The sequence below is a fragment of the Herbiconiux aconitum genome (assembly GCF_024979235.1).
Classification (GTDB): Bacteria; Actinomycetota; Actinomycetes; order Actinomycetales; family Microbacteriaceae; genus Herbiconiux; species Herbiconiux aconitum.
In genome coordinates this window covers 647,601-672,947 of sequence record NZ_JANLCM010000001.1, presented here as the reverse complement: position 1 = coordinate 672,947, position 25,347 = coordinate 647,601, and the positions used below count along the sequence as shown (strand labels likewise).

At 69.2% G+C, this 25,347-nt stretch carries 21 protein-coding genes; 9 read left to right on the top strand and 12 right to left on the bottom strand.

From position 1 onward, the window contains the following. Positions 1–276: 276 nt before the first annotated feature. Positions 277–5,700 carry an ExeM/NucH family extracellular endonuclease gene (locus tag N1027_RS03060; RefSeq protein ID WP_259505058.1) on the top strand — a complete coding sequence of 1,808 codons (5,424 nt, stop codon included), beginning with the start codon at positions 277–279 and terminating at the stop codon, positions 5,698–5,700. Positions 5,701–5,772: 72 nt separating this feature from the next. Here N1027_RS03060 and N1027_RS03055 read toward each other — a convergent pair whose 3' ends face one another. Beyond that, complete coding sequence (locus N1027_RS03055) at positions 5,773–6,645, bottom strand: VOC family protein (protein WP_259505056.1); 873 nt, start codon at positions 6,643–6,645, stop codon at positions 5,773–5,775. Positions 6,646–6,724: 79 nt separating this feature from the next. Between N1027_RS03055 and N1027_RS03050 the strand changes: the two genes are divergently transcribed. From N1027_RS03050 to N1027_RS03040, 3 genes are read left to right on the top strand one after another with little or no spacing between them, the layout of a single operon-like run. Continuing rightward, positions 6,725–7,780 carry an AI-2E family transporter gene (locus N1027_RS03050; protein ID WP_259505055.1) on the top strand — a complete coding sequence of 352 codons (1,056 nt, stop codon included), beginning with the start codon at positions 6,725–6,727 and terminating at the stop codon, positions 7,778–7,780. 60 nt (positions 7,781–7,840) lie between these two features. Continuing rightward, complete coding sequence (locus N1027_RS03045) at positions 7,841–8,707, top strand: alpha/beta fold hydrolase (protein ID WP_259505053.1); 867 nt, start codon at positions 7,841–7,843, stop codon at positions 8,705–8,707. Then, positions 8,700–9,269 carry a TetR/AcrR family transcriptional regulator gene (locus N1027_RS03040; RefSeq protein WP_259505051.1) on the top strand — a complete coding sequence of 190 codons (570 nt, stop codon included), beginning with the start codon at positions 8,700–8,702 and terminating at the stop codon, positions 9,267–9,269. The genes N1027_RS03045 and N1027_RS03040 overlap by 8 nt, the downstream gene beginning before the upstream one ends. Positions 9,270–9,273: 4 nt before the next feature. On the opposite strand, the gene N1027_RS03035 is transcribed toward N1027_RS03040, so the two are convergent. The 4 genes from N1027_RS03035 to N1027_RS03020 form a co-directional block, all read right to left on the bottom strand. Further along, positions 9,274–10,614, bottom strand: a complete 1,341-nt coding sequence (locus N1027_RS03035; RefSeq protein ID WP_259505049.1) for an NAD(P)/FAD-dependent oxidoreductase — start codon at positions 10,612–10,614, stop codon at positions 9,274–9,276. Between the two features lie 103 nt (positions 10,615–10,717). After that, positions 10,718–11,356 carry an HD domain-containing protein gene (locus N1027_RS03030; RefSeq protein ID WP_259505047.1) on the bottom strand — a complete coding sequence of 213 codons (639 nt, stop codon included), beginning with the start codon at positions 11,354–11,356 and terminating at the stop codon, positions 10,718–10,720. A gap of 194 nt (positions 11,357–11,550) precedes the next feature. Continuing rightward, a complete protein-coding gene (locus N1027_RS03025) occupies positions 11,551–12,504 on the bottom strand; it encodes a GlxA family transcriptional regulator (RefSeq protein ID WP_259505045.1) in 954 nt (317 codons plus the stop codon). A gap of 82 nt (positions 12,505–12,586) precedes the next feature. Then, a complete protein-coding gene (locus N1027_RS03020; protein ID WP_259505044.1) occupies positions 12,587–14,320 on the bottom strand; it encodes an L-aspartate oxidase in 1,734 nt (577 codons plus the stop codon). Positions 14,321–14,397: 77 nt separating this feature from the next. Here N1027_RS03020 and N1027_RS03015 point away from each other — a divergent pair, with 77 nt between their 5' ends. Then, the gene (locus N1027_RS03015; RefSeq protein ID WP_259505042.1) at positions 14,398–15,363 is read left to right on the top strand and encodes a LysR family transcriptional regulator; all 966 of its coding nucleotides are present in this window, start codon (positions 14,398–14,400) and stop codon (positions 15,361–15,363) included. A gap of 11 nt (positions 15,364–15,374) precedes the next feature. On the opposite strand, the gene paaI is transcribed toward N1027_RS03015, so the two are convergent. After that, positions 15,375–15,785 carry a hydroxyphenylacetyl-CoA thioesterase PaaI gene (gene paaI, locus N1027_RS03010; protein WP_259505040.1) on the bottom strand — a complete coding sequence of 137 codons (411 nt, stop codon included), beginning with the start codon at positions 15,783–15,785 and terminating at the stop codon, positions 15,375–15,377. A gap of 72 nt (positions 15,786–15,857) precedes the next feature. On the opposite strand from paaI, the gene N1027_RS03005 reads away from it, so the two are divergent. The 4 genes from N1027_RS03005 to N1027_RS02990 all read left to right on the top strand — a co-directional run bounded on the left by N1027_RS03005 (position 15,858) and on the right by N1027_RS02990 (position 20,326). Then, positions 15,858–16,325, top strand: a complete 468-nt coding sequence (locus tag N1027_RS03005) for an Lrp/AsnC family transcriptional regulator (RefSeq protein WP_259505038.1) — start codon at positions 15,858–15,860, stop codon at positions 16,323–16,325. 65 nt (positions 16,326–16,390) lie between these two features. Next, a complete protein-coding gene (pdhA, locus tag N1027_RS03000; RefSeq protein WP_259505036.1) occupies positions 16,391–17,608 on the top strand; it encodes a pyruvate dehydrogenase (acetyl-transferring) E1 component subunit alpha in 1,218 nt (405 codons plus the stop codon). Then, positions 17,605–18,678 (top strand): alpha-ketoacid dehydrogenase subunit beta, encoded by a 1,074-nt coding sequence (locus N1027_RS02995; protein ID WP_259505034.1) that lies wholly within the window; start codon positions 17,605–17,607, stop codon positions 18,676–18,678. Before pdhA ends, N1027_RS02995 begins: the two co-directional genes overlap by 4 nt. 4 nt (positions 18,679–18,682) lie before the next feature. Continuing rightward, on the top strand, positions 18,683–20,326 hold the full coding sequence (locus tag N1027_RS02990; protein ID WP_259505025.1) for a dihydrolipoamide acetyltransferase family protein: 1,644 nt from the start codon (positions 18,683–18,685) through the stop codon (positions 20,324–20,326). A gap of 85 nt (positions 20,327–20,411) precedes the next feature. Here N1027_RS02990 and N1027_RS02985 read toward each other — a convergent pair whose 3' ends face one another. Genes N1027_RS02985 through paaA form a run of 6 tightly spaced genes read right to left on the bottom strand, consistent with a single transcriptional unit; the run spans position 20,412 to position 25,256 of the window. After that, the gene (locus tag N1027_RS02985; protein WP_259505017.1) at positions 20,412–21,191 is read right to left on the bottom strand and encodes an enoyl-CoA hydratase/isomerase family protein; all 780 of its coding nucleotides are present in this window, start codon (positions 21,189–21,191) and stop codon (positions 20,412–20,414) included. A 23-nt stretch (positions 21,192–21,214) separates the two neighbouring features. After that, entirely contained in the window at positions 21,215–22,345 is a 1,131-nt protein-coding gene (paaE, locus tag N1027_RS02980; RefSeq protein ID WP_259505015.1) for a 1,2-phenylacetyl-CoA epoxidase subunit PaaE, read from the bottom strand. Between the two features lie 37 nt (positions 22,346–22,382). Continuing rightward, a complete protein-coding gene (gene paaD, locus N1027_RS02975; RefSeq protein WP_308199771.1) occupies positions 22,383–23,066 on the bottom strand; it encodes a 1,2-phenylacetyl-CoA epoxidase subunit PaaD in 684 nt (227 codons plus the stop codon). Between the two features lie 2 nt (positions 23,067–23,068). After that, a complete protein-coding gene (gene paaC, locus N1027_RS02970; RefSeq protein ID WP_372499711.1) occupies positions 23,069–23,899 on the bottom strand; it encodes a 1,2-phenylacetyl-CoA epoxidase subunit PaaC in 831 nt (276 codons plus the stop codon). After that, entirely contained in the window at positions 23,899–24,207 is a 309-nt protein-coding gene (paaB, locus tag N1027_RS02965; RefSeq protein ID WP_259505012.1) for a 1,2-phenylacetyl-CoA epoxidase subunit PaaB, read from the bottom strand. Before paaB ends, paaC begins: the two co-directional genes overlap by 1 nt. Further along, a complete protein-coding gene (paaA, locus tag N1027_RS02960) occupies positions 24,204–25,256 on the bottom strand; it encodes a 1,2-phenylacetyl-CoA epoxidase subunit PaaA (RefSeq protein ID WP_259505010.1) in 1,053 nt (350 codons plus the stop codon). The genes paaB and paaA overlap by 4 nt, the downstream gene beginning before the upstream one ends. Between the last annotated feature and the right edge of the window lie 91 nt (positions 25,257–25,347).

The following is a 25,347-nucleotide window of genomic DNA, read 5'->3' as shown; positions in this document are numbered from 1 at the left end:
TGGTTCCAGTCTACCGGTCGCGATCGTGGCCGGGTCCGGCCTCCGTCGAGGGTGAAATCGGGGGCGGAGCGCCCTGTTCGAGGGTGAAATTCGACCCATTTCGCTGTCAACGGCTTGTAGCCTGGCGGTTGAGCGCATACAGTTTTTGGCCCCCGAAAGGGTGACAAAACGTCAGCTCCTCCGAATTAACCTGCGCGAAATGTTCACTCTTTCTTTCGTTACGGTCGGGCTCCTAACATGGCCGAATCCCTGTGATCCGCGAGCTCTAGGAGATCCATGTCAAAGTCAGCCACGAGGTCCGCCAAAGCGGCTCTCGCGACGATCCTCGGGGGCGCGCTCTTCGCCGCACCCCTCATCGGGGTCGCGTCATCCGCTTCCGCCAGCGTCGACGGAACCGGTGTCGTGATCAACGAGGCCTACTTCAACGGCGGCAGCGCCGGGGCGAGCTACCTCAATCGCTTCGTCGAGCTTTACAACCCGGGCGACGAGGAGGTGTCGCTCGACGGCACCTCGATCCAGTACCGCAAGGCCGACGGCGCAGCCGACCCGAGCGGCGTCATTCCGCTCAGCGGTTCGATCGCGGCCGGCGGCCACTACCTGGTGCAGTCGGCGTCGAACGCGGCGAACGGCGAAGCGCTCCCGACGCCGGATGCAGTGGGCAACGTCGCCTTCGCCGGTGCGGGTGGAACGATCTTCTTCGCCGACCAGACCACGCCGCTCACCGCACCGGCCACGGGATCGCTCGTCGACAACCCCGACGTGATCGACCTGCTCGGGTACGGCAGCTCCTTGACCTTCGAGGGCACGGCAGCCCCCGCCGCCTCCGTGACGACGTCGGTCAACCGCACCGACGGGGGAGACACCAACGACAACGGAGCCGACTTCGCAGCCGCCGCTCCGACGCCCCAGAACGCGGCGTCGGACGACCCGACGGACCCCACCGATCCGACGGATCCCACCGACCCGACCGATCCCACCGACCCGACCGACCCCGAGTCCCACACCATCGCGGAGCTCCAGGGCACCACCGACACCTCGCCGTTCGCCGCCTCCCCGGCGCCGACGGTCACCACCACGGGCGTCGTGACCGCGGCCTACGGCACGGGCGGCTTCAACGGCTACTACGTTCAGACCGCGGGAACCGGCGGTGCAGTCGACCTCGGCACGCACACCGCGTCCGACGCGATCTTCGTCTACTCGGCGAGCACCGCGGCATCCGTCGCCGTGGGCGACTACGTGCAGCTCACCGGCACGGTCTCCGAGTTCCAGGGCCTCACCGAGCTGAACGTCACCTCGGCCGACGGCCTGGTGAAGCTCGATGCCTCGACCGTCACGGCGCCGGCGCCGGCCACGGTCTCCCTCCCGGGCGACATCGCCCAGCGGGAGTCGCTCGAGGGCATGCTGCTCGCACCACAGGGCGCCTTCACGGTGAGCAACACCTACTCCACGAACCAGTACGCCGAGATCGGGCTCGCCTCGGGCTCGTCGCCGCTGCTGACCCCCACCGAGATCGCCCGCCCGGGCAGCCCCGAGTACGCTGCGGCAGTGGCCGACAACGCGGCCCGTGCCGTGACGCTCGACGACGGCGCGAGCATCAACTTCCTCGGCGCCGACGCGAACAAGGACATCCCGCTTCCCTACCTCACCGCGAACCCCACGATCACGGTCGGCTCGGCAGTGACCTTCACCGGTGCAGTGGTGCTCGACTTCCGCAACAGCATCTGGAAGTTCCAGCCCACCGCGCCGCTCACCGCCGAGGGCACGGCTCCGGCCACGTTCTCGAACGTGCGCGCCGCGGCTCCGGGCGAGGTGGGTGGCGACATCCAGATCGCCGGCTTCAACGTGCTGAACTACTTCACCACCACCGGTGACGAGCTCTCCGGATGCTCGTACTACGCCGACCGCGACGGCGACCCGGTCACCGTGAACACGGGCTGCGACGCCCGTGGCGCGGCGGAGGACGAAGACCTCGCCCGCCAGCAGGCGAAGATCGTCGCGGCCATCAACGGCCTCGGCGCCGAAGTGGTCTCGCTCGAGGAGATCGAGAACTCGGTGAAGTTCGGCTTCGATCGCGACGACGCGCTGAGCACGCTGACGGATGCCCTCAATGCCGCTCTGCCCAACGGCGAGAGCGACTGGGACTTCGTGCCCTCGCCCGACGCCGACCAGCTGCCGCCGGTGGCCCAGCAGGACGTCATCCGCACCGCCTTCATCTACAAGGCCGACGCGGTCGAACCGGTGGGCGACTCGCACGTTCTGGTCGACCCGGCCTTCGCGAACGCACGCCAGCCGCTGGCGCAGGAGTTCGAGCCGGTCGACGGGGATGCGGATGACGCGTTCATCGCGATCGTCAACCACTTCAAGTCGAAGGGCTCCGGATCGGGCGCCGACGCCGACCAGGGCGACGGCCAGGGCGCATCCAACGCGTCGCGCGTCGCTCAGGCCAACGCGCTGCTCGCCTTCTCGAACCAGCTGCAGACCGACCTCGGCACGAGCGACGTGTTCTTGATCGGCGACTTCAACGCCTACTCGAAGGAAGACCCGGCCGTCGCCATCACCGACGCCGGCTACGTCGACCAGGGCACGAAGACGGGCAAGTACAGCTACTCGTTCGACGGCCAGAGCGGTTCGCTCGACCACGTCTTCGCCTCGGCCTCGGCCGATGCGAAGGTGTCGGGCGTCGACATCTGGAACATCAACTCGGGTGAGTCGATCGCGCTGGAGTACAGCCGCTTCAACTACAACGCCACGAACTTCTACGACGAGAGCGTCTACCGCTCGAGCGACCACGACCCGGTGGTCGTGGGCTACTCGTTCGGCGAGGCGCCATCGACGGTCGATCTCAACCTGCTCGACATCAACGACTTCCACGGTCGCATCGACGCCAACACGGTGAAGTTCGCCGGAACCGTCGAACAGCTCCGGGCGGCGGGCGGAGACGCCAACACGCTCTTCGTCTCCTCGGGCGACAACGTGGGCGCCTCGCTGTTCGAGTCCTCCATCCAGCAGGACCAGCCGACCATCGACGTGCTCAACGCACTCCAGCTCGACGCGAGCGCCGTGGGCAACCACGAGTTCGACCAGGGCTTCGCCGACCTGACCGGCCGCATCGTCGGCCCGGATGGCGACCGCAACGCGCTCTGGGACTACCTGGGCGCCAACGTCTACGACAAGGGCACCACGACGCCGGCCCTGCCGGAGTACGCGCTCTACGACAAGGCCGGCCTCAGCGTCGCGGTGATCGGTGCGGTCACCCAGGAGACGCCGACCCTCGTCACCCCGACAGGAGTCGCTGACCTCGACTTCGGAGACCCGGTCGAGGCGGTGAACCGCGTGGCGGCCGAGCTGACCGACGGTGACGAGTCGAACGGCGAAGCCGATGTGATCGTGGCGAACTACCACGAGGGTGCACCCGACAGCGAGTCGGCCACGGTCGACCTCGAGACCGAGCTCGCCAAGAGCACGGTCTTCGCGAAGATCGTGAACGACACCGCGGCATCCGTCGACGCCATCTTCACCGGACACACCCACCAGAGCTACGTCTGGGACGGCGCGATCCCCGGTGAGACCGGCAAGACCCGCCCCGTGCTGCAGACCGGCAGCTACGGCGCGAACATCGGTCACGTGGTGCTGACGCTGGATGCCGAGAACGGCGACCTCGAGTCGTACACGGCCGAGAACGTTGCTCGCCTCGCGGCGCCGGCCGGGAGCACCCCGGCGGAGACCGCGGCGAACAGCGCGGCACTCGACGCGCAGCTCGTCGCCGACTACCCGCGGGTGGCCGAGGTCAAGACGATCGTCGACGCGGCGCTCGCTTTCGCGGCCGAGGTCGGCAACCAACCGGTCGGTTCGGTCACGGCCGACATCACCACGGCGTACACCGGCGGCTCCTACGTGGGCGGCAAGTACACCGGCGGCACGCGTGACGATCGGGCATCCGAATCGGCGCTCGGCAACCTGGTGGCGAACTCGCTCGTCGAGTCGCTCTCACCCGCCGACCGCGGTGGTGCGACGATCGGCGTGGTGAACCCCGGTGGCCTGCGAGCCGAACTGCTCTTCGCCGGCAACACGGCGACGAACCCGGCGAACACCGACGGTGTCATCACCTACTCCGAGGCGAATGCCGTGCTGCCGTTCGTGAACAACCTCTGGACGACCTCGCTCACGGGCGCGCAGTTCAAGACCGTTCTCGAACAGCAGTGGCAGACGAACGCCGACGGCACCGTTCCCTCACGCGCCTTCCTCAAGTTGGGGCTGAGCGACAACGTGCGGTACAGCTACGACGACTCCCGTGCTGCGGGCGATCGCGTGACCGGCATCTGGATCGACGGCCAGCCGATCGACGCGGCCACGTCGTACCGCATCGGCTCGTTCAACTTCCTGCTCACCGGAGGCGACAACTTCCGTGAGTTCGTGAACGGAACCGACACCCGTGACTCGGGTCTCGTCGACCGCGACGCCTGGATCACGTACCTGGGTGCGAACGAGGATCTCGCACCGAGCTTCCAGCGCAACGCGGCCAAGGTCACCAACACGCCGGCCGCTCCGGTCGAGCCCGGTTCGACGGTCTCCTTCGATGTGGCCAACCTCGACCTGACGTCGCAGGGCAGCCCGCAGAACACGCAACTGACGGCATCCTGGACCGGGTCGGCGGCGACTTTCGCTCCGATCACGGTCACGAACGGGGCGGCCACCGTGTCGCTGACCGTTCCGGCCGACGCGCCGGTCGGCGCCGGTGAGCTGTTGCTCACCGCGCAGCCGAGCGGAACCGAGGTGCGGGTGCCGATCACGGTGGTCGCAGCGATCGACACCGATCGGATCGCGGGAGCGAACCGCTACGAGGTCGCGGTCAACACCTCGAAGGAGGGCTGGCCGACGGGTTCCGACACGGTCTACGTGGTCTCGGGTGAGGTGTTCCCGGATGCGCTGTCCGCGGCTCCGGCCGCTGCCGGCGTCGACGCGCCGATCCTGCTGACGACGCCCACCGGCATGCCCGATGTCGTGAAGGCGGAGCTCGAGCGGCTCGACCCGTCGAAGATCGTGATCGTCGGTGGCCTCAACTCGGTGAGTGCATCCGTCGAGACGACGCTCAAGACGATCGCCGACGACGTGACGCGCATCGCCGGCGCCGACCGCTTCGAGGTGTCGCGGAACGTCGCCGAGGCCGCCTTCCCCGATGGCGCGCCGTTCGCGGTGCTCGCCACCGGAGGGACCTTCGCCGACGCCCTCTCGGCGGGAGCAGCGGTCGACGGCGCAGGGCCGGTCATCCTGGTCGACGGTTCGAAGCAGTCACTCGATTCTGCGACTTCGGCTCTGCTCACCGATCTCGATGTCGCCGACATCGTGATCGCGGGTGGGTCGGCTTCGGTGTCGTCGGGAATCTACGAAGACGCCTGGGGCATCACGCACACGGTGCGGCTCGGCGGCGCCGACCGCTACGCGGTGTCGCGCACGGTGAACGCGCACTTCTTCGAGGAGGCCGACCGGGTGCTCATCGCCACCGGCGTGAACTTCCCGGATGCGCTGGCGGGGTCGGCCTTCGGCCCCAAGATCGATGCGCCGCTGTTCACGGTGCCGGGCACCTGCGTGCCGGCAGCCACTCTGGCGCAGATCCGCGACCTGGGTGCGGAGCGAGCGACGCTCCTCGGCGGTGTGAACTCGCTCACCGAGGCGGTGGCCGACCTCACGGTCTGCCCGTAGCGCTGTAATGCACAGAATCCGGGGCACCGAGCCCGTATACGGCACCGGTGCCCCGGATTCTGTGCGTAATCGTCAAGTCCCTGCCGGGCGGAGCAGGATCGTGTTGTTCCACGGGTCGCTCACCGTCACCGAACGGCCGTCGTCGGCCGTCTGGAGACCGCGGTGCCGTAGGCGCTCCTCGGTGGCCGCCACATCGTCGACCGACGGCAGCACGATCTCGACCTGACCGAGCCCGAGCGTCTGTTGCCGGCGCCCGGCGCCGCGCGAGTTCCACACATTCATGGCCATGTGGTGGTGGTAGCCGCCCGCCGAGACGAAGAGCGCCTGCGCGCCGAGCGCCGTGGTCACCTCGAACCCCAGGGAGTCGACGTAGAAGTCGCGGGCCTGCGGCACGTCGCCCACCGAGAGGTGCACGTGCCCGACGCCGGCCGCCCCGATGCGCGGGTCGGCGACCAGTTCGGGGGTGAGGTTCTGCTGCAGAAAGGCGTTCGGATCGAGGAACAGCGTCGACATCTCGATCTGCCCGTGGGTCCAGCTCCATTGGGTGCGGTCGCGATCCCAGTAGAGTTCGACGCCGTTTCCCTCGGGGTCGTCGAAGTAGAACGCCTTCGACACCAAGTGGTCGGAGGAGCCGGTGAACGAGTTCGGGAAGCGGGTGGCCACCGAGTAGACGGCTGCGGCGAGGGCTCGCTCGCTGTCGAAGAGGATGGCGGTGTGGAAGAGCCCGGCCGAGCGCGGTTCGGGGTTCTTCAACTCGGGTGCGTGCTGCAGGATGACGGAGGGAACCCCGCCCCGCCCGAGCACCGCGCTGTCGCCCTGCTGGGCGATCACGTCGAGCGTCACGGCGTCGCGGTAGTAGGCGGTCATGGTGTCGAGATCGCCGACGCGCAGGGTCACGGCACCCATGGTGGCGTCGGCGGCGAGCAGCTCGGATGGGTTCGTCATGATGCTCCCTACAACAGTTGTAGCCACAACTAAATTCCGGATGCGCCGCGCAGGTGCGGTCAACCCCTATTCTGAGCGCATGGCGATCCCGAAGCTCCTCACCGGTGGCCCTTTCCGTTTCGGCTTCGTGGCGACGCTCGGCGTGCTGCTCGCCCTGCTGCTCGGCCTGGCGATCTCGTCGATCGCGACCGCGCTCACCCTGATCTTTGTGGCCCTGTTCGTGTGCCTCGGCCTCTACCCGGTGGTGCAGTGGCTCGAAGCGCGCAAGTTCTCGCGCACGCTCGCAGTGCTCACGGTGATGGCGGGGTTCGTGCTGCTGATGGCCCTGCTGCTCTGGCTCATCATCCCGGTGGTGGTCGAGCAGCTGACCGAGTTGTTCACCTACCTGCCGCAGGGTTTCAATCAGATCGAGAAACAGGACTGGTTCATCACGGTGAACGAGTCGTTCGGCGGGGCCCTCACCCCCGCGGTGGAGTGGCTGCAGAAGACCGCGAGCGATCCGAACACCTGGTTCGCCATCGGTGGCGGAGCGCTGCGGGTGGGCGTGAACATCCTGAACGGCACCTTCAACGTCATCTTCGTGGCCGTGCTGACCCTCTACTTCGTGGCGGGCCTCGAGAGCATCAAGGCGGCCGTCTACTCGCTCGTGCCGGCGTCGAAGCGCGAGGGGTTCATCAGCCTCTCCGAGGAGATCACGAAATCGGTCGGGTCCTACCTCGGCGGCATGGTCATCCTGGCGGCGATGAATGCCGCCTTCACGTTCATCCTGCTCACGGCGTGCGGAGTGCGCTACGCCGGCATCATGGCGGCGCTGGCATTTCCGATCACGCTCATCCCGTTGGTCGGCAGCGTGATCAACCTCGTGCTCGTGACCTTCGTCTCGCTCTTCACCTCTCCGGGCACGGCGCTTCTGGTCGGCATCATCATGCTCGTCTACGTGCAGGTGGAGGCCTACGTGCTGACGCCACGGATCGTGGGCAAGGCGATCAGTATTCCGGGCTCACTCGTGCTGATCGGCGCGATGGTGGGCGGCACTCTGCTGGGTCTGCTCGGTGCGTTGATCGCGGCACCCGTGACCGCGTCGATCCTGCTCATCATCAAGAAGGTCGTGGTGCCGCGGCAGAACTTGGCGTGATCTCACCCATGTGAAGTAAAGCTATTGCCTTTAGCTTTAAAGCTAGCTAGAGTAGCTTTCATGAACGCCACCGATCACACCAGCATCCTCCGCCACCTCGACCGCGGGGAGGGGCGGCTCGCCTACGGGCTCGCCGGCTCCGGCCCGCTCGTGGTCACCTCGCCCGGCATGGGCGACCTCCGCTCCACCTACCGTGAGCTGTCGCCACAGCTCGTGAACGCCGGATTCCGCGTCGCCGACGCCGAGCTGCGCGGCCACGGCGACAGCGACGCCACCTTCTCCTCCTACGGCGACTCCGAGACCGCCGACGACCTCATCGCGCTGATCGACGAGCTGGGCGGCCCCGCCGTCATCGTGGGCAACTCGATGAGTGCGGGCTCTGCCGTGCTCGTGGCCGCGCGCCGCCCCGACCTGGTCGCCGGCCTCGTTCTCGTCGGACCGTTCGTGCGCAATCCGCCGATGAACCCGCTTCTGGGTGGCCTGTTCCGGGTCATGATGGCTCGGCCGTGGGCTGCCGCGGTCTGGAACGCCTACCTGCCGAGCCTCTACGCCGGGCAGAAGCCGGCCGACTTCGCCGAATACCGCGCGTCCGTTCGCACGGAGATGCGCCGCCCCGGCCGTGCCGCCGCCTTCTCACGCACCACGCGCACGAGTCACGCCGAAGCCGAGCAGCGCGTGGGTTCCGTCGTGGCGCCCGCGCTCCTGGTGATGGGCGAGAGCGACCCCGACTTCCGCGACCCGGCGGGCGAGGCGCGCTGGATCGAGTCGCAGTTCGCCCGACCGGGACAGGCCGGCGCCGAGATCGTGATGGTTCCGGATGCGGGCCACTACCCCCACGCGCAGCGCCCGGAGATCGTCACCCCGGCCGTGCTCGCCTTCGTCACGGGTCTGCCGCTCGCCGCAAACGGCGGGTTCGAGCGTGCCTAGGGCCGGCGTCACCAAAGACCGCGTTGCCGAGGAGGCCGAGCAACTCGCCGACGAGGTGGGGCTCGAATCGATCACCCTCGCGGCGGTCGCGGGCCGGCTCGGCATCAAGCTGCCGAGCCTCTACAAGCACATCGACTCCCTCGGCGGGCTGCGCGCCACCGTCGGTGAGCGCGCCACGCGCGAGCTCACCGACGTGATGGTGCGCGCCACGGTCGGCAAAGCCGGCCCCGACGCGGTCGCGACACTGGCGCGCGCCTTGCGCGACTGGGCTCGGGAGCATCCGGGGCGCTACGCCGCCACGATCGCAGCTCCCCGCGTCAGCGCGGGAGCCGAACCAGGGCAGGTGCAGGCGGCAGAAGACGCCGTGCGCGTGATCTTCGACGTGCTCGCGGGCTTCGGCCTGCAGGGCGACGACGCGGTCGACGCCACCCGTGGCCTCCGCGCCGTGCTGCACGGTTTCGTGGCCCTCGAAGCGGCGGGCGGATTCGGGATGCCGGCCGACATCGACCGCAGCTTCGACCGTCTGCTCGGGGCCTACATCCGCTCCCTCACGGCCTACTGACCCGTCAGCGGCGGCCGAGCGGTGCGACCTCCGGGGGCACGCCGCCCGAGGTGAACGCTTGCCGCGGGGTTCGAGCGGACTGGAGCGACACGATGTCGCGGCCGAAGAACACCGCGCTCAACCACACGAGAGCCACCCGAACCTTGCGTTCCCAGGTGGGCACGGCGAGCACGTGGTAGCCGCGGTGCATCACCCAGCCGAGGAACCCCTTGATCACGATCCCCTTGTATTGGAAGATGCCGTGCCCGAGACCGAGTGTCGCCACGGTGCCGAGGCTGTGGTGGATGTAGGGCTTCGGCTCCTCGCCCCGCAGGGTCGCCGCCAGGTTCGAGGCGAGTCGCTTGCCCTGGCGCACGGCGTGCTGGGCGTTCGGCACCGTGCGAGCGCCGGGAACGGGCGACGCCAGGTCGGGCACGGAGGCGTTGTCGCCCGCACCCCAGGCATCCGGGATCGCCTTTTCGTCGGTGCCCACCCGCAGGTCGGCGCGCACCTGCAGCAGCCCGCGCTGGTCGACCGGCAGGTCGGTGTGCTTGGCCACGACGGGGTTGGCGGCGTTGCCCGCCGCCCAGATGAGCAGCTCGGTGTCGTACTCCTCGCCGGTGGAGAGCACGATGTGCCCGCCCGCCGCCGAGGTGAGCTGCGTGTTGAGGTGTACGTGGGCGCCCCGCTGCTCGAGGTGCTGCACCACCCACCGGCCCGGTTCGTCGGTGACCTCGGGCAGGATGCGCCCCATCGCCTCGACCAGGTGGAAGTCCAGCTCGTCGAAGCCGAGCTGCGGGTAGCGCTTCAACAGCGCCGTGGCGAAGGAGAGGAGTTCGCCGAACACCTCGACGCCCGTGAAGCCGCCTCCCACGATGGTGGTCGTGAGCAGTCGCCGCCGCTCGGCTCCACGCGGCAGGGTGGAGGCGCGCTCGAAGGCGGTGAGCAGCTGATCGCGCACGGCGACCGCCTCCTCGACCTGCTTCATCCCGATCGCCTCCTCGGCGATGCCCGGTATCGGGAAGGTGCGGGTGACTGCGCCGGCCGTCACCACCACGATGTCGTACTCCAACGGGTAGTCGGGCCCTTCCAGTGGCCGGACGGTCACGGTCTTGTCGGCGTGCCGGATCTCGACGACGCTCCCCGCCACCACCGTGGTGTGCTTCAGGTGCCGCCGCAGCGACACCGCCACGTGCCGCGCCTCGACCGATCCCGCCGTCACCTCGGGCAGGAACGGCTGGTAGGTCATGTACGACCGGGGATCGACCAGGGTGACCTCCACCTCGCCCTGGCGCAGCTTCTTCTCCAGCCGCCAGGCCGTGTAGAAACCGGCGTACCCGCCACCGACGATGAGGATCTTACGCATGTTGACCTCCGTTTTCGTGTCACCTATTAAGACCGATCAGAGGCCGTTTCTGTGACCTTTTCGGGGAACTCTCGGGCAGGCATCCGGCCTGCCTGCCGCCGGCTCATTCCGGCCAGTCGGAACCTCGGATCACGTCGACGAAGTCGCTGCGCCGGAAGCCGGGCACGAAATACTCCAGCACGTCGGCGTTCACCGTGCCGAAGGTCGAGTCGGGGCGGTGGGCGAATCCGTCGGTGAAGGCCTGCAGGATGCGGTTCTTGAAGTCGGGTCGCGGATGCACGGCTGTCACGGCCTCGATCGTTGCAGCGTCGAGGTTGCCGAGCCGCATTCCGAGAACGTCGGTCTCGACGCCCGCGGTGGTGGAGGCGATCACCGGGTCCATCCGCCACGGAACCTCGGGGGTGGTGTGCAGTGCGATCGAGGTCCAGACCAGCGCGGCGTCGGAGGCCGAGTAGCCGTGCTCGAGAAGGAAGGCCTTCGCCAGATCGGCGCCGTCGAGCTCGAAGCGCTGCTCCTCGCCGCGGTAGGGCTCGACGAGCCCCGTGTCGTGGAACAGCGCCGCCACGTAGAGCAGCTCGGGGTCGGGGGCGAGGCCGAGGGCGCGTGCCTGCAGGCTGCCGAACAAGAAGACCCGGCGCGAGTGATCGAAGATGAGCGGGGGAGTGGTCTCACGGATGAGGGCGGTGGCGTCGTTCGCGAGAGCGGTGTCGGGAATGTCGACGCCGGCGATGGACTCGATCATGGGGGCTCCAATCGATGGGTGCGGTTCGGACACTTCGAGCCTCGCTCGCACCGGGCATCCGTGGCCCCGCCTGCGCGGCCACACACCCCTCGGATCGGGACGGGCTGACAGAACGATGGCGCCACGACGCGGCTCGGCGGGGCGCGCCCGGGCGCCCGGGCAGGCGAGGCGCGCAGCGCTGCGGGACGCGCGGCTCAGGCCTGGGTGGTGCGGAACCGGCGCTGGTAGCGGCTCGGGGAGACACCGAGCCGGGCCACGAAGGCGCGCCGCAGGGTCTCGGGGCTGCCGAATCCGGAGCGCTCGGCCGCGTCGGTGACGCTGTGGCCGGCATCCAGGATCGCCTTCGCGGCATCGAAACGGATGCCCTCCACATACTTCGCGGGAGTCGTGCCGAGCTCGTCGTGGAACAGTCGCGAGAGGTGCCGCGGACTCACGGCCGCCTGCCGGGCCAACGCGCCGAGCGTGTGGTCGGCGGCCGGGTCGGCGGCGATCCCGTCGACCAGCGAACGCAGAACCGGGGTGCGCGGCGCGGGCCCGGCGAGCGAGGCCGAGAACTGCGACTGGCCGCCCGCGCGCTGCATGTAGACCACGAGCGATTGGGCGACGCGGCGGGTGAGGGCGGCGCCGTGGTCTTCCTCGACCAGAGCGAGGGCCAGGTCGATGCCCGCCGAGACGCCGGCCGAGGTGTAGACGGTGCCGTCGCGCACGAAGATGGCGTCGGGGTCGACCTGCACCGACGGGTAGAGCCTGCCGAGCAGGGCAGCGTGGCGCCAGTGCGTCGTCGCCCGCCGGCCCTCGAGCAAGCCGCCGGCGGCGAGGATGAACGCACCTGTGCAGATCGACGACATCCGGCGGGTGCGGGCGGAGAGGATGCGCGCCGCGTCCAGCAAGGCGGGCGGGATGACTCCCGTGGGCAGCGCGTCACCGCCGCTGACCATGACCGTGTCGGCCGCCGTGATGTCGGCTGCCGCGCCGTCGACGGGCAGGCGCATGCCGACGGAGGTGGCGACATCCTGACCGTCGGGCGAGACGAAACGCAGCTCGTAGTCGGCGCCCATCAGGTTCGCTTCGCTGAACACCTCGGCCGGCCCGGTGACGTCGAGCAGTTTCATGCCGTCGAACACGAGCAGCACGACGCGACGGGGCATGCCGTCAGCCTGCCCCGTCGCCCCGACGCCGTCAATTCGACCCCGCGCCTCCGCGGTGGCGGGGCGCGGGGTCGGGTGCGGGCTACTCGACGAGCTTGCCTGCCGTGGAGACGTCGCGCATGAGGGCGGCGATCGACTCCGGGATGGGCGGGATCGACTCGCGGGTCACACCGGTCTCGGGGCTCCAGACCAGGTTCACCTGCAGCTCCGGGTCGGTGTCGGGGAAGTCGCTGCGGTTGTGGCACCCCCGCGTCTCCCGGCGCTCGAGCGCCGCTTGCAGCGTGGCGCGGGCAGCGAGCGCCGCCGACTTGAGGTCGAAGGCGTGCGCGAGATCCTGATAGCCCGCGATGTCGGGGTGGATGCCCACGGCGGCGATGCGCGCCTCGATCGCATCGAGTTCGGCCAGGCCCGCCAGCAGGCCCTGCTCGTCACGCACGACGCCGGCGTGCTCGGTCATCGTGTTGCGGATGGCGCGTTGCAGAGCGCGAACGTTCTCGGGCCCGTCGGAGGCGAGCAGTGCCGCGATCTCATCGCGGGCGACGGAGACCGCGGCGGCCGAACGCTTCTGCGCCGGCAGCCCGGCCGAGTACGCAGCAGCGGCCTGGCCCACGATGCGCCCGAAGACGAGCAGCTCGATCAGCGAGTTGCCGCCCAGCCGGTTCGCGCCGTGCAGGCCGCTGGATGCCTCGCCGATGGCATAAAGCCCGGGCACGTCGGTGCCGTGGTCTTCCGGTCGCACCCAGACGCCGCCCATCGAATAGTGCGCGGTGGGCGCGATCTCGATCGGCTCCTTCGTGATGTCGAGCATCTGCAGCTCGAGCATCGTCTGGTAGACGCGGGGCAGGCGGGTCATGATGGTCTCGCGGGGCAGGTGCGAGACATCCAGCCACACACCGCCGTTGGGGGTGCCGCGGCCCTCCTTGATCTCGGTGTAGCAGGCCAGGGCGACGCGGTCGCGGGTGGAGAGCTCCATGCGCTCGGGGTCGTACTTCGCCATGAAGCGCTCGCCGAGGGCGTTCGTGAGGATGCCGCCCTCGCCGCGCGCCGCCTCGGAGATGAGGGTGCCGGCCGCGTTCTCGGGCTCGATGATGCCCGACGGGTGGAACTGCACGAGCTCGGGGTCGCGCAAGCGCCCGCCGGCTTCGACGGCCAGGCGGAACGAGTCGCCGGTGTTCTCGTCGCGGCGGCTGGAGGTGCGGCGCCAGATGCGGTTGTGTCCGCCGGCGGCGAGGATGACGGCGTCGGCGTGGATGAGGTAGCGAGTTCCGTCGTCGAGGTCGAAACCGTAGGCGCCGAACACCGCGCCGTCGTCGTTCACCAGGATGCGGGTGATGTAGACGCTGTCGAGGATCGGGATGTCGAGCTGCGCGGCCCGGTTGATGAGGGTGCGCTGGATCTCGAGACCGGTGTAGTCGCCGGCGAACGCGGTGCGGCGGAAGGTGTGTGCGCCGAAGAAGCGCTGCGAGATGCGGCCGTCCTCCTCGCGGGCGAAGGGCATGCCGTAACGCTCGAGGTCTTCGATGCCGCGCGCGGCGCCTTCCGTGACGATCTCGACGGTGTGCGGGTTGGCGAGGAGGTACGACTCCTTGAGGGTGTCGGCGGCGTGCTGCTGCCAGCTGTCCTCCACGTCCATGGTGCCGAGGGCCGCGTTGATGCCGCCCGCGGCGAGCGAGGTGTGCGCATCCGACTTCGGACGCTTGCCGACGGCGAGCACGTCGACGCCCTGCTCGGCGAGTTCGATCGAGGCGCGGAGGCCCGAACCACCCGTACCGATCACGAGCACGGTGGTGGAGATCTGTCGTTCTGAAGTACTCATGCCCTCCACGCTAAGCATCGACTTCGAATTACTCCAATGCATATGACTGCTGGTGACCATGCGTTTAGGCTATGGAAATGAACCTCGAACAACTCCGCAGCTTCGTCGAGGTGGCCCGTGTGGGCAACTTCACCCACGCGGCCGAACTGCTGCATCTCGCGCAGCCTTCCCTGAGTCGCCAGATCGCGTCGCTCGAGCAAGATCTCGGCGCCGAGCTGTTCCACCGCGCCCGATCCGGGAGCACGCTCACGACGGCGGGCGAATCACTGCTGCCCTTGGCCCGACGGATGCTCGCCGACGCCGACTCGGTGCGGCGCGAGTTGAACGAGCTCGCCGGACTCCAACGCGGCCGGGTGCGACTCGGCGCGACCCCGACGCTCTGCATCAGCCTGGTGGCGGAAGTGCTGAGCGCATTCCACGCGGCGCATCCGGCCATCGAATTGCACCTCTCGGAGCAGGGCTCGCGGCGGCTGCTCGACGAACTCGCCGCCGGGGAACTCGACCTCGCGCTCATCACCACCTCCGACGCGACATCCGCCGAGCGGTTCACGGTGAGCCCGTTGCTCGTCGAGGAGCTGGTGGTGATCTCGTCGGCAGGCGCGGTACCCGTCACGACCCGCGCATCCATCGGCCTCGCGGATGTCGCGGCCCTGCCGCAGATCGTGTTCAGCTCGACCTACGACCTCCGCAGCACCACGGATGCGGCCTTCCACGCGGCCGATCTCGCACCCGAGGTGATTCTCGAGGGCGCGGAGATGGATGCCGTGTTGCGGTTCGTCGAGCGCGGCCTCGGCGTCGCGATCGTGCCCGCGATGGTGCTCATCGACCGTCCGGGTCTTCGCTCGGTGCGCCTCGCTGCTCCGACGCTCACCCGCACGATCAGCCTGGCGCGCCCCTCCGACGTGGCGCCCACCTCCGCCGTGCAAGTGATGCAGCGCACCATCGCCACCACGGCCACGGCGTTCGCCGCCCGCGCGGGCGCCACCATGCGCCTTGCCGCCCCCGCCTGGAGCCCTGAGGGGCGCGGAGTGGTGGCGCGGTGAGCGGCGCGGCGTCAGGCGCGCAGGGTGTGACTCCGGCCGCGGAACTCGGCCACCACCTCGCCCGCCTCGTCGGTGACGCGCACGTCGTAGAGACCCGTGCGGCCGCTCCGGATGCGCCGCTCGGCGGTCGCCGTCAACGTCTGCCCCAGGCGCACCGGCCGCAGGAAGCTGATCTCGGCGCCGGCGCCGAGGGTCGTCTCCGCCCCTTCGTTGCAGGCGACCGCGAAGGCGGTGTCGGCCACGCAGAAGATGATGCCGCCGTGCACCACGTCGAAGCCGTTCAGCATGTCGTCGCGGATGCGCATGCTCACCACGCCGTGCCCCGGCCGCGATTCGAGCACGGTCATTCCGAGTGCGGCCGATGCGCGATCGCGGTCGATCATGGCCTCGGCAGCGGGGTTGGGGGCATCCGTCGTGTCCATGGACTGAACGTACGGTAAGTACCCCGGCACGGCAAGCGACCATTCGCCAGGCCCCGACGGTAGCCTGATGCGATGAACGTCGACCGCGTCGATCGCGCCATCATCTCGGAGCTGACCCAGGACTCCCGTCTGTCGATCCGCGAACTCGCCGGCCGCGTTCACATCTCGCGCACGGCGGCGCACAACCGGGTGCAGCGGCTGATCTCGGAGGGTGTGCTCTCGGGCTTCGCCGCGACCGTCGACCGCAAAGCCTTGGGCCTGCACGTGACCGCCATCGTGATCGTGAAGGTGGGCGACGTGGTGTGGTCGGATCTCGCGACGGCGCTCGCCGCACTGCCCTACGTCGAGAACGTGCAGGCCGTGAGCGGCGACATCGACTTCGTTCTGACGGTCAGTGCTCCGGATCACGAGCGGCTGAGCGAGGCCATCATGCGGCAGATCCACGCGCTGCCGGGCGTCGTGTCCACGCGCTCGCACGTGGTGCTCGACGAACATCCGGGAACCGCGCCCGGCGTCATGATGGACGTTTGGCCCATCTGAGCCCTTCCGGCAAGACGAATGGCATGGATTTCGGGCCGTTCCGACCGTCTGTACAGACCTTCTCCGTGGCTCTCGCATCGCTCGTGGCGCTGCTGCACGATGACATCATGAACGACGACGTCGCCGCTCGCGCCGAACCCGTGCGCCCCACTCAGAAGCCGATCCGCCTGATCGACGAGAAGGGCGTGCCGGTGGAGGGCGCGGAGCGTGCCGGCTTCGTGCTTCCCGAGCCCGAGATGCTGCTCGATCTCTATCGCGGCATGGTGCTGGCCCGCCGTTTCGATGTTCAGGTCACCGCTCTCACCCGGCAGGGCCGGCTCGCCACCTACCCCTCCGCGTTCGGGCAGGAGGCGTGCGAGATCGGAGCTGTGCGGTCTCTCGGTGAGCAGGATTGGCTGTTCCCGACCTACCGCGACAGCATCGCGCTGCTGACGCGCGGGGTGCCGCCGGAGCAGATCCTGTCGTCGTTCCGCGGTGACTGGCACATGGGATTCGACCCCTACGAGCACCGGATCTCCCCGCAGGCCACCCCGCTGGCCACCCAGGCCCTGCACGCGGTCGGGCTGGCCACGGCCGCAAAGCTGAAGGGCGATGACGTGGTGGCGCTCACCCTGCTCGGCGACGGAGCGACCAGCGAGGGCGACGCGCACGAGGCCTTCAACTTCGCCTCGGTGTGGCAGGCACCCGTGGTGTTCGTGGTGCAGAACAACGGTTACGCCATCAGCGTGCCGTTCGCGAAGCAGTCGCACGCCCGCACCCTGGCAGACCGCGCGATCGGCTACGGCATGCCCGGCTACTTCGTCGACGGCAACGACGTGGCCGCGATGCACGCCGTCACGTCGGCGGCCGTGCAGAACGCGCGATCCGGAGGCGGACCGACACTGATCGAAGGCCTCACCTACCGCATCGAGTCGCACACGAACTCCGACGACCCGACGCGCTACCGGTCGAAAGACGAGGTGGCGCACTGGAAGACCCTCGATCCGGTGGCGCGTCTCGAGACCTACTTGCGCGCATCCGGAGCTCTCGGCGACGAACTGCGTCAGGAGATCGCAGATGCCGCGGAGGAGCTCGCCGGGGCCACGCGGGATGCGATGAACACGAACCCCGTGCTCGATCCGCTCGAACTCTTCGACCACGTGTACGCCGCCGAGCGGCCCGCGCTGCGTGAGCAGCGGGCGTTCTTGGAGCGGGAGCTGGCCGCCACCGTTTCGACCGCATCCGTTTCGAGCGGATCCGTCTCGACCGCATCCGTCTCCGCCGAACCCGGGAGCACCTCATGACGATCCTCGACGACAACGCACTCGGCACCAGCGCTGCCACCGGCAGCGCGCTCACGCCTTCGCCGTCGGCGGTCGCCTCACCCGGGACGCCCGCCGCGCCCGCCCCGCTCAGCATCGCCGGCGCACTCAACGCCGCCCTGCGCGACGCCCTGGCCGACGACCCGTCGGTGGTCGTGTTCGGCGAAGACGTCGGCCCGCTCGGCGGTGTCTTCCGGGTGACGGATGCGCTGCACGCGACCTTCGGTGAATCGCGCGTCTGGGATTCCCCGCTCGCCGAATCCGGCATCGTCGGCACCGCGATCGGCATGGCGATGTACGGCCTGCGGCCCGTCATCGAGATGCAGTTCGACGCCTTCAGCTACCCCGCTTTCGAGCAGATCACCTCCCATCTCGCGAAGATGCGCAACCGCACGCGGGGTCGTGTCTCGCTGCCCGTGGTCATCCGCATCCCCTACGCCGGTGGCATCGGCGGGGTCGAGCACCACTCCGATTCCTCGGAGGCGTACTGGACGCACACCCCCGGCCTCACCGTCGTCACCCCGTCGAACCCGGCGGATGCCTACTCGATGCTCCGCGAGGCGATCGCGAGCGACGACCCGGTGATCTTCCTCGAGCCGAAGAGCCGGTATTGGTCGAAGGACGCGGTCGCCCTGCCCGTGCGCACGGCGCCGATGACGCGGGCGCAGGTGCTGCGCGAAGGCACCGACGTGACGCTGATCGCCTATGGTCCGACGGTCAAGACAGCCCTCGAAGCGGCGACCCTCGGCGAGGCCGAGGGGCTCTCGGTCGAGGTCGTCGACCTGCGGAGCCTGTCACCCTTCGACGACGAGACAGTGGGCGCTTCGGTGCGCAAGACCGGTCGCGCCGCCGTCATCCACGAGGCCGCCCAGTTCGGCGGCTACGGTGCCGAAGTCGCCGCGCGGGTGACGGAGCGGCAGTTCTTCCACCTCCAGGCGCCCATCCTCCGCATCGCGGGATTCGATGTACCGTTCCCCTCTCCCCAGCTCGAGGAACATCACCTGCCGACCGCCGAGCGCGTGCTCGCCGCTCTCGACACCTGGGAGTGGTGACCGGATGGCCAGCGAATTCCTGCTGCCGGATCTCGGCGAGGGCCTCACCGAGGCCGAGATCGTGTCGTGGCTGGTGGCTCCGGGTGACGTGATCGCCATCGATCAGCTCGTGGTGGAAGTGGAGTCGGCCAAGTCGATCGTGGAGCTGCCGTCGCCCTACGGCGGGCGCGTCGAGCGGCTGCACGGTGCGCCGGGCGACGTGGTGACGAAGGGGTCGCCGCTCATCACGGTGGTGCCGGTCGATGCGCCGGTGGCGCCGGTGGCGGGGGTGGCGCCGGCAGCGGCGGTGCCCGCGGGTGCGGTCGCATCGCCGGTCTCTGCGGCGGATGCCGCGTCTCCCGCTTCGCCGACGGATGCCGCATCTCCCGCCTCGGCAACGGATTCCCGGCCCCCGGCCTCGGCGGCGGATGACGCAGCGGCAGCCGGGGGCACCGATGTCGTTCCCGGCACCGCGGTGCGAGTTCCGGATGCGCCGGCTACGGTCGCCGGATCGGGTGCGGTTCTCGTGGGCTACGGCACGAAGGAGTCCACGCTGCGCTTGCAGCGGCCCGCCGGTGGACGCTTCGGCCGCGGCGCGCCCTCACCCGCGCCGGCCGCGAGCGGGAGCGCTGCCGCCCTGAGCGGCGCGGCCGCACCCGCACCGGCTGAACCCGCGAGGCCAGGCGACGCCCTGCTCGACCCTTCCCGCCGCTCGCCGGTGGTCTCGCCGATCGTGCGCAAGCGCGCCCGCGACCACGGTTTCGACGCCGGCGCCCTGCTCGGCAGCGGCGCGGGCTCTCTCGTCCTCCGCCACGACGTCGAGGCCGCGATCGCCGCGCGCGCGGCCGACGCGCGAGCCGACTCGTCCCAAATCGTGCCATCCAGCCCGTTTTACCCCGATTCGGGACGAATGGATTCGGGAGGAGTGGATTTGGGAGGAGCGGGTGCGGGAGGCGTGGCCTCTGGTGGCATCGGGGTGGGGGATGTGCGCATCCCGATCACCGGGCTGCGGAAGGTGGTCGCCGCTCGCCTCGCGCAGTCGCGCCGCCTCATCCCCGAGGCCACGATCTGGCTCGATGTCGACGCCACCGAGCTGTTCGCCGCGAAGGAGCGCCTGCAGAAATCGACGGGGGAGCGCTTCAGTCTCACGGCTCTGATCGCGCGGTTCGTGGTCGCGGGTCTCCGGCAGTACCCGATCCTGAACTCCTCGGTCGATGACGAGACGAACGAGATCGTGCAGCACGGCTCGATCAACCTCGGTCTCGCGGCGCAGACTCCGCGCGGACTGATGGTGCCCGTGGTGCACGGTGCGCACGACCTCACCACGCGCACTCTGCGCGACGAGATCACGGCGCTCGTCACCCGGGCCGAGAAGGGCGACTTCCCGCCCAGTGCGCTCTCGGGTGGCACCTTCACGCTCAACAACTACGGCGGCTTCGGTGTCGACGGATCGGCCGCCATCATCAACCACCCCGAGGTCGCGATGCTCGGAGTCGGCCGCGTGATCGACCGCCCCTGGGTGGTCGACGGCGAGATCGTGGTGCGCAAAGTGGTGGAGCTCACCCTCGTTTTCGATCACCGCGTGTGTGACGGCGACGTCGCATCCGGCTTTCTCACCTACGTGGCCCGCTGCGTCGAGGAGCCCCTGCTGCTGCTCGGCAACCTCTGACGGCGGCGCCTCTCGAGTCGCCAAACACGCCGCTACGGGTGCGCTCGTTGCGGCGTGTTGTGGCGATTCGGTGCGGCGGGAGCGCTCAGGCCCGTGCGGTGCCGAAGACGGGGCTGCGCTTCTCTTGGAACGCGGCGAAGCCCTCGCGGTAGTCGTCGCTCAGGCAGAGCGTGCCCTGAGCCTCGTTCTCGTCGTCGAGCGAGGTCCAGAGTCCGATCCGCTCGTCGCGCAGGCGCCGCACGAGCTCCTTGCTCGCGAGGAACGCGCCCGTCGGACCTTCGGCCACTCGGGTCACGCGCTCGCGGGTGAAGGCGTCGAGTTCGCCGGCGGGAAGCACGCGACTGAACAGACCGGATGCGACGGCCTCGGCCCCCGACATCAGCTCTCCCGTGTAGATGAGATCGAGCGTGCGGTGGGCGCCGAGCCGCTCGAAGAACAGCGCGTGGCCGCCGGAGTCGAGGGTGGCTCCGAGGTTCGCGAACGGAGAGCCGATCTTCGCGGTGTCGGCCACGTAGACGACATCGGTCGCGATGAGGAAACCGAGTCCCACGCCGAGGCAGGCGCCCGTGGCCATCGCGAAGGTGGGTGCGGGGAAGGCCGCCATCCGGCGGAGCACCGGTGTGACGACGTCGGCGAGGTAGCCGCGAGCATCATCCGTCGCCGGGTCGACGTGCGAGATGTCGCGCCCGGCCGAGAACGCCCGGCCTTCGCCGCGGAGGAGGAGCACCCGTACGCCGGCCGCCTCGGCCTCGGCATAGGCTGCCGCGAGCTCGGCCAGTGCGGTCTCGTCGACGGCGTTGAGCTTCTGCGGGGCGTTCAGCACGACCTCGGCGATGCCGTCGGCAATGGTCAGTTCGACTGTCATGACGCTCCTCGGGGTTCGAACCTCTACGCGTCGTAGTCGACGCTGACTTCAGCAGAAGTGGGGATGGACTGGCAGGTGAGCACGTAGCCGCGTGCGAGTTCGTCGGGCTCCAGGGCATAGTTCTCGACCATGTCGACCTCCCCTTCGACGAGCTTCGCGCGGCAGGTTCCGCAGACCCCGCCGGCGCAGGCGAACGGCACGTCGCGGCGCACCCGCAAGGCGGCGTTGAGGATGCTCTCCTGGGAGTGCTCGGGACTCGTCACCGTAGCGGTGGTGCCGTCGAGACGGAACTGGATGGTGTGAACAGCGTCGCCGGCATCCGTGGCGACCGGCCGACCGGCCTGCCCCGCCGGGCGTTCGGGCGCCCCGGTGGTGAACAGCTCGAAACGGACGTCGTCGGCCGGCACGCCGAGCGCTGCGAGCTCGTCGCGGCAGAGTTGCACCAGGTCGAACGGCCCGCAGAGAAACCACTCGTCGATCGTCGCCGGCTGCAGCAACGTCGTGAAGATGGCCCTCACGCGCTCGGCGTCGAGCCGCCCCGACAGCAGCTCGGAACTCCGCTTCTCCCGCGTCAGCACGTGGTGCAGCGCGAGACGCGCGGTGTAGCGGTCTTTGAGGTCGGCGAGCTCGTCGACGAACATCGTGTCCAGCGCCGTGCGGTTCGTGTACACGAGTTCGAACACAGCGGCGGGATTCTCGCGCAGCGTGTGCTCGATCAGCGACATCATCGGCGTGATGCCCGAACCCGCCGCCACGCCCACGAAATGCCCGGGCGAATCGAGAGGTGCCTGAGCGGTGAAGCGCCCCTCCGGACTCATCACCTCGAGCTCCATCCCGGCGACGAGGTTCTCGACGGCCCAGCTGGAGAAGAGCCCTCCGAGGTCGCGCTTGATGCCGACCTTCAGCGATCCGCGGCTCGGTGCCTGGCAGATCGAGTAGCTGCGGCGCACGTCTTCGCCCTCGAGGCTCGTGCGGATGGCGATGTACTGCCCGGCAGCGTAGTCGTAGGCGTCGGCGAGGGCGGGCGGCACCTCGAACGACACCTCGATCGCGTCGTCGGTGAGGGGGCGCACTTCCGACACGGTGAGGGTGTGGAACGCGGCACGGCGGCGCGCGGCCGGGGCAGTGCCGGGCGGCGTCTCGGTGAGGGACATCAGTATTCCTTGGTGTGCATCAGTGCTCGTTGAAGTATCAGTGCTCTTTGAAGTAGTCGAACGGCTCCTGGCAGCGCTGGCAGACGTAGAGTGCCTTGCACGAGGTGGAACCGAAGCGGGAGAGCTGGCGGGTGTGCATCGACCCGCAGCGGGGGCAACGGATGCCGAGCCCGAGACTCACAGTGCCGTCGCTGCGGCGGGGGCCGGGGGCCGCGATGCCGTACTGCTCGAGCTTCGTGCGGCCCTCGTCGCTCAGCCAGTCCGTGGTCCAGGCGGGGGAGAGCACCACCTTCACCGACACGTCGTCGTATCCGTTGCCGTGCAGCACGCCCACGATGTCGTCGCGCATGGCGTCGACGGCGGGGCAGCCGGAATAGGTGGGGGTGATCTCGACCGTGACCGACCCGGAGGCGGTGGCGAAGGTGACCCCGCGCAACACGCCGAGATCTTCGATGGTGAGCACCGGCACCTCGGGGTCGACCACCGTGGCCGCCAACTCCCAGATGGCCCGCTCGGCGCCGCTCTGCGGCCGCGGACGTGCCTCGAGCTCGAGGGCGTCGAGAGTGTCGCGGTCGTTCTGGGCGTCAAGAGTGTCGCGGCTCTCCGGGGCGTCGCGGGTCTCGCGAGCGTCTCGGGTGACGAGGGCGTTCCGGGTTTTGCGGGCGTCGACCTCGGCGTCGTGGTCACGGCCCGGGGCCGCATGGTCCATCGCCGCGGCCATGATCACCACGTCACCCCCGGATGCGCGCGGGCCAGCACCTGCATCTCGGCCAGCATCGGGCCGAGAGCCTCGGTGTGTCGGCCCTCGCGGCCACCACCCCAAGCGAACGGAATCGTCGGCACGGCCAGTCCGGCGTCGGTGATCAACCTCGGCACGAGTTCGTCAAAGGCCGCGCGCAAACTCTCGGGGTCGACGGCGACACCCTCGAGTGCGCCCCCGGCATCCGCTTCGGGTTCGGGGCTGAAGAGCTCGCCCACGAACGGCCACATCGCGTCCACGCCCCGCTGCATCCGCCGATGCGACTCTGCGGTGCCGAGACCCAGTCGCAGCAGCCACTGCACGCTGTGATCGAGGTGGTAGTCGACCTCTTTGGTGGCCTTCGCGGCGATGGCCGCCAGCGTCGGATCGGTCGAGCGTTGCAGCGCGCGGTAGAGCGCATCGAAGTAGGCCGAGGCGAAGAGTTGCCGCGCGATGGTGTGGGCGAAGTCGCCGCTCGGCTGCTCGAACAACTGCCGGTTGCGGTAGTCGGATTCGCCGCGGAAGTAGGCGAGATCGTCTTCGCTCCTGCCCCACGCCGAGCCGGCGTAAGTGAGGAAGCTGCGGGCGTGGCCGAGCAGGTCGAGACCGATGTTGCCCAGAGCCACGTCTTCTTCGAGTTCAGGGGCATTCGCGATCCACTCGCCGAGTCGATGCGCGAGCACGAGCGCGTCGTCGCCGAGGCCCAGTGCGTAGCGCGCGACGGGCTCGGAGGCGGCCGTCTCCGCCGAGGCGATCGACGCGGCGATCGCCTCAGGGGTGAGGGCCGTGGAGACGGCTCGGCTGCTCTTCGGAATCACAGGTGCGGCACCGTCTCTGACGCGGTGTAGTAGGTCGCGTGGCGGTATTCCTTGCCCTGTGGCGACTCGAAGAACTCGCCCTTCGCATCCGGATCGGACGCCGTGATGGCCGAGGCGGGCACCACCCAGATGGAGACCCCTTCGCCCCGGCGGGTGTAGAGATCGCGAGCGTTGCGCACCGCCATCGTGGAGTCGGGAGCATGCAGTGACCCGGCGTGTACGTGCGACAGTCCCCGCGACGAGCGCAGGAAGACCTCCCAGAGAGGCCACGTCTCGCGGGTGCCGGAGTCTCCGGGACTGGTCATGACGCGATCCTCTCGGCGGCGGCGCCAGTGGCGGCGCCTGCGGGGGTGGCGGTGGCGACGGCGGCGTCGGCGATGGCGCCACCGGATGCACCGGATGCGCCCGATGCGCCCGCTTGCTTGTCGGCGTAGGCCCGCGCCGCCTCGCGCACCCAGGCGCCGTTCTCGTGGGCGGTGCGGCGGCGCGATACCCGGACGGTGTTCGCGGGACCGCGGCCGGCCAGCACCTCGTAGAACTCGTTCCAGTCGAGCTCGCCGAAGTCGTAGTGGCCGCGCTCGTCGTTCCAGCGGATGGCCGGGTCGGGCAGCGTGATTCCGAGGATCTCGGCCTGCGGCACGAGCATGTCGACGAAGCGCTGACGCAACTCGTCGTTCGAGAAGCGCTTGATGTTCCAGGCCATGCTCTGCTTCGAGTTGGGGGAGTCTTCATCCGGCGGGCCGAACATCATCAGCGCCGGTGCGTACCACCGGTTCACCGACTCCTGGGCCATCGCGCGCTGCTCCTCGGTGCCGTTCATGAGGGCGAGCAGGATCTCGAATCCCTGCCGCTGATGGAACGACTCCTCCTTGCAGATGCGCACCATCGCCCGGCCGTAGGGGCCGTAGGAGGCGCGGCACAACGGCACCTGGTTGCAGATGGCGGCACCGTCGACGAGCCAGCCGATCGAGCCCATGTCGGCCCAAGTGGGAGTGGTGTAGTTGAAGATGGAGGAGTACTTCGCACGGCCGGTGATGAGCTGGTCGAACATCTCTTCTCGGTCGATGCCGAGCGTCTGGGCAGCGGAGTAGAGGTAGAGCCCGTGGCCGGCCTCGTCTTGCACCTTCGCCATCAGGATGGCCTTGCGCTTGAGGCTCGGGGCGCGCGTGATCCAGTTGCCCTCGGGCTGCATGCCGATGATCTCGGAGTGGGCGTGCTGCGAGATCTGACGGATGAGCGTCTTGCGGTAAGCCGCCGGCATCCAATCGGTCGGCTCCACCCGGCTCTCGCTGGCGAGCAGTTCTTCGAAACGTCGCAGACCAGAGCCGTCAGGGTCGTCGTCGGGGGTGACCATGGTGCCTCCTCGTTCAGGACGGACGCATCGCCCTACTTACCGATCGTTCAGTAAACGATAACACCGTTCGATGCGGGGAACAAGCGGTGCG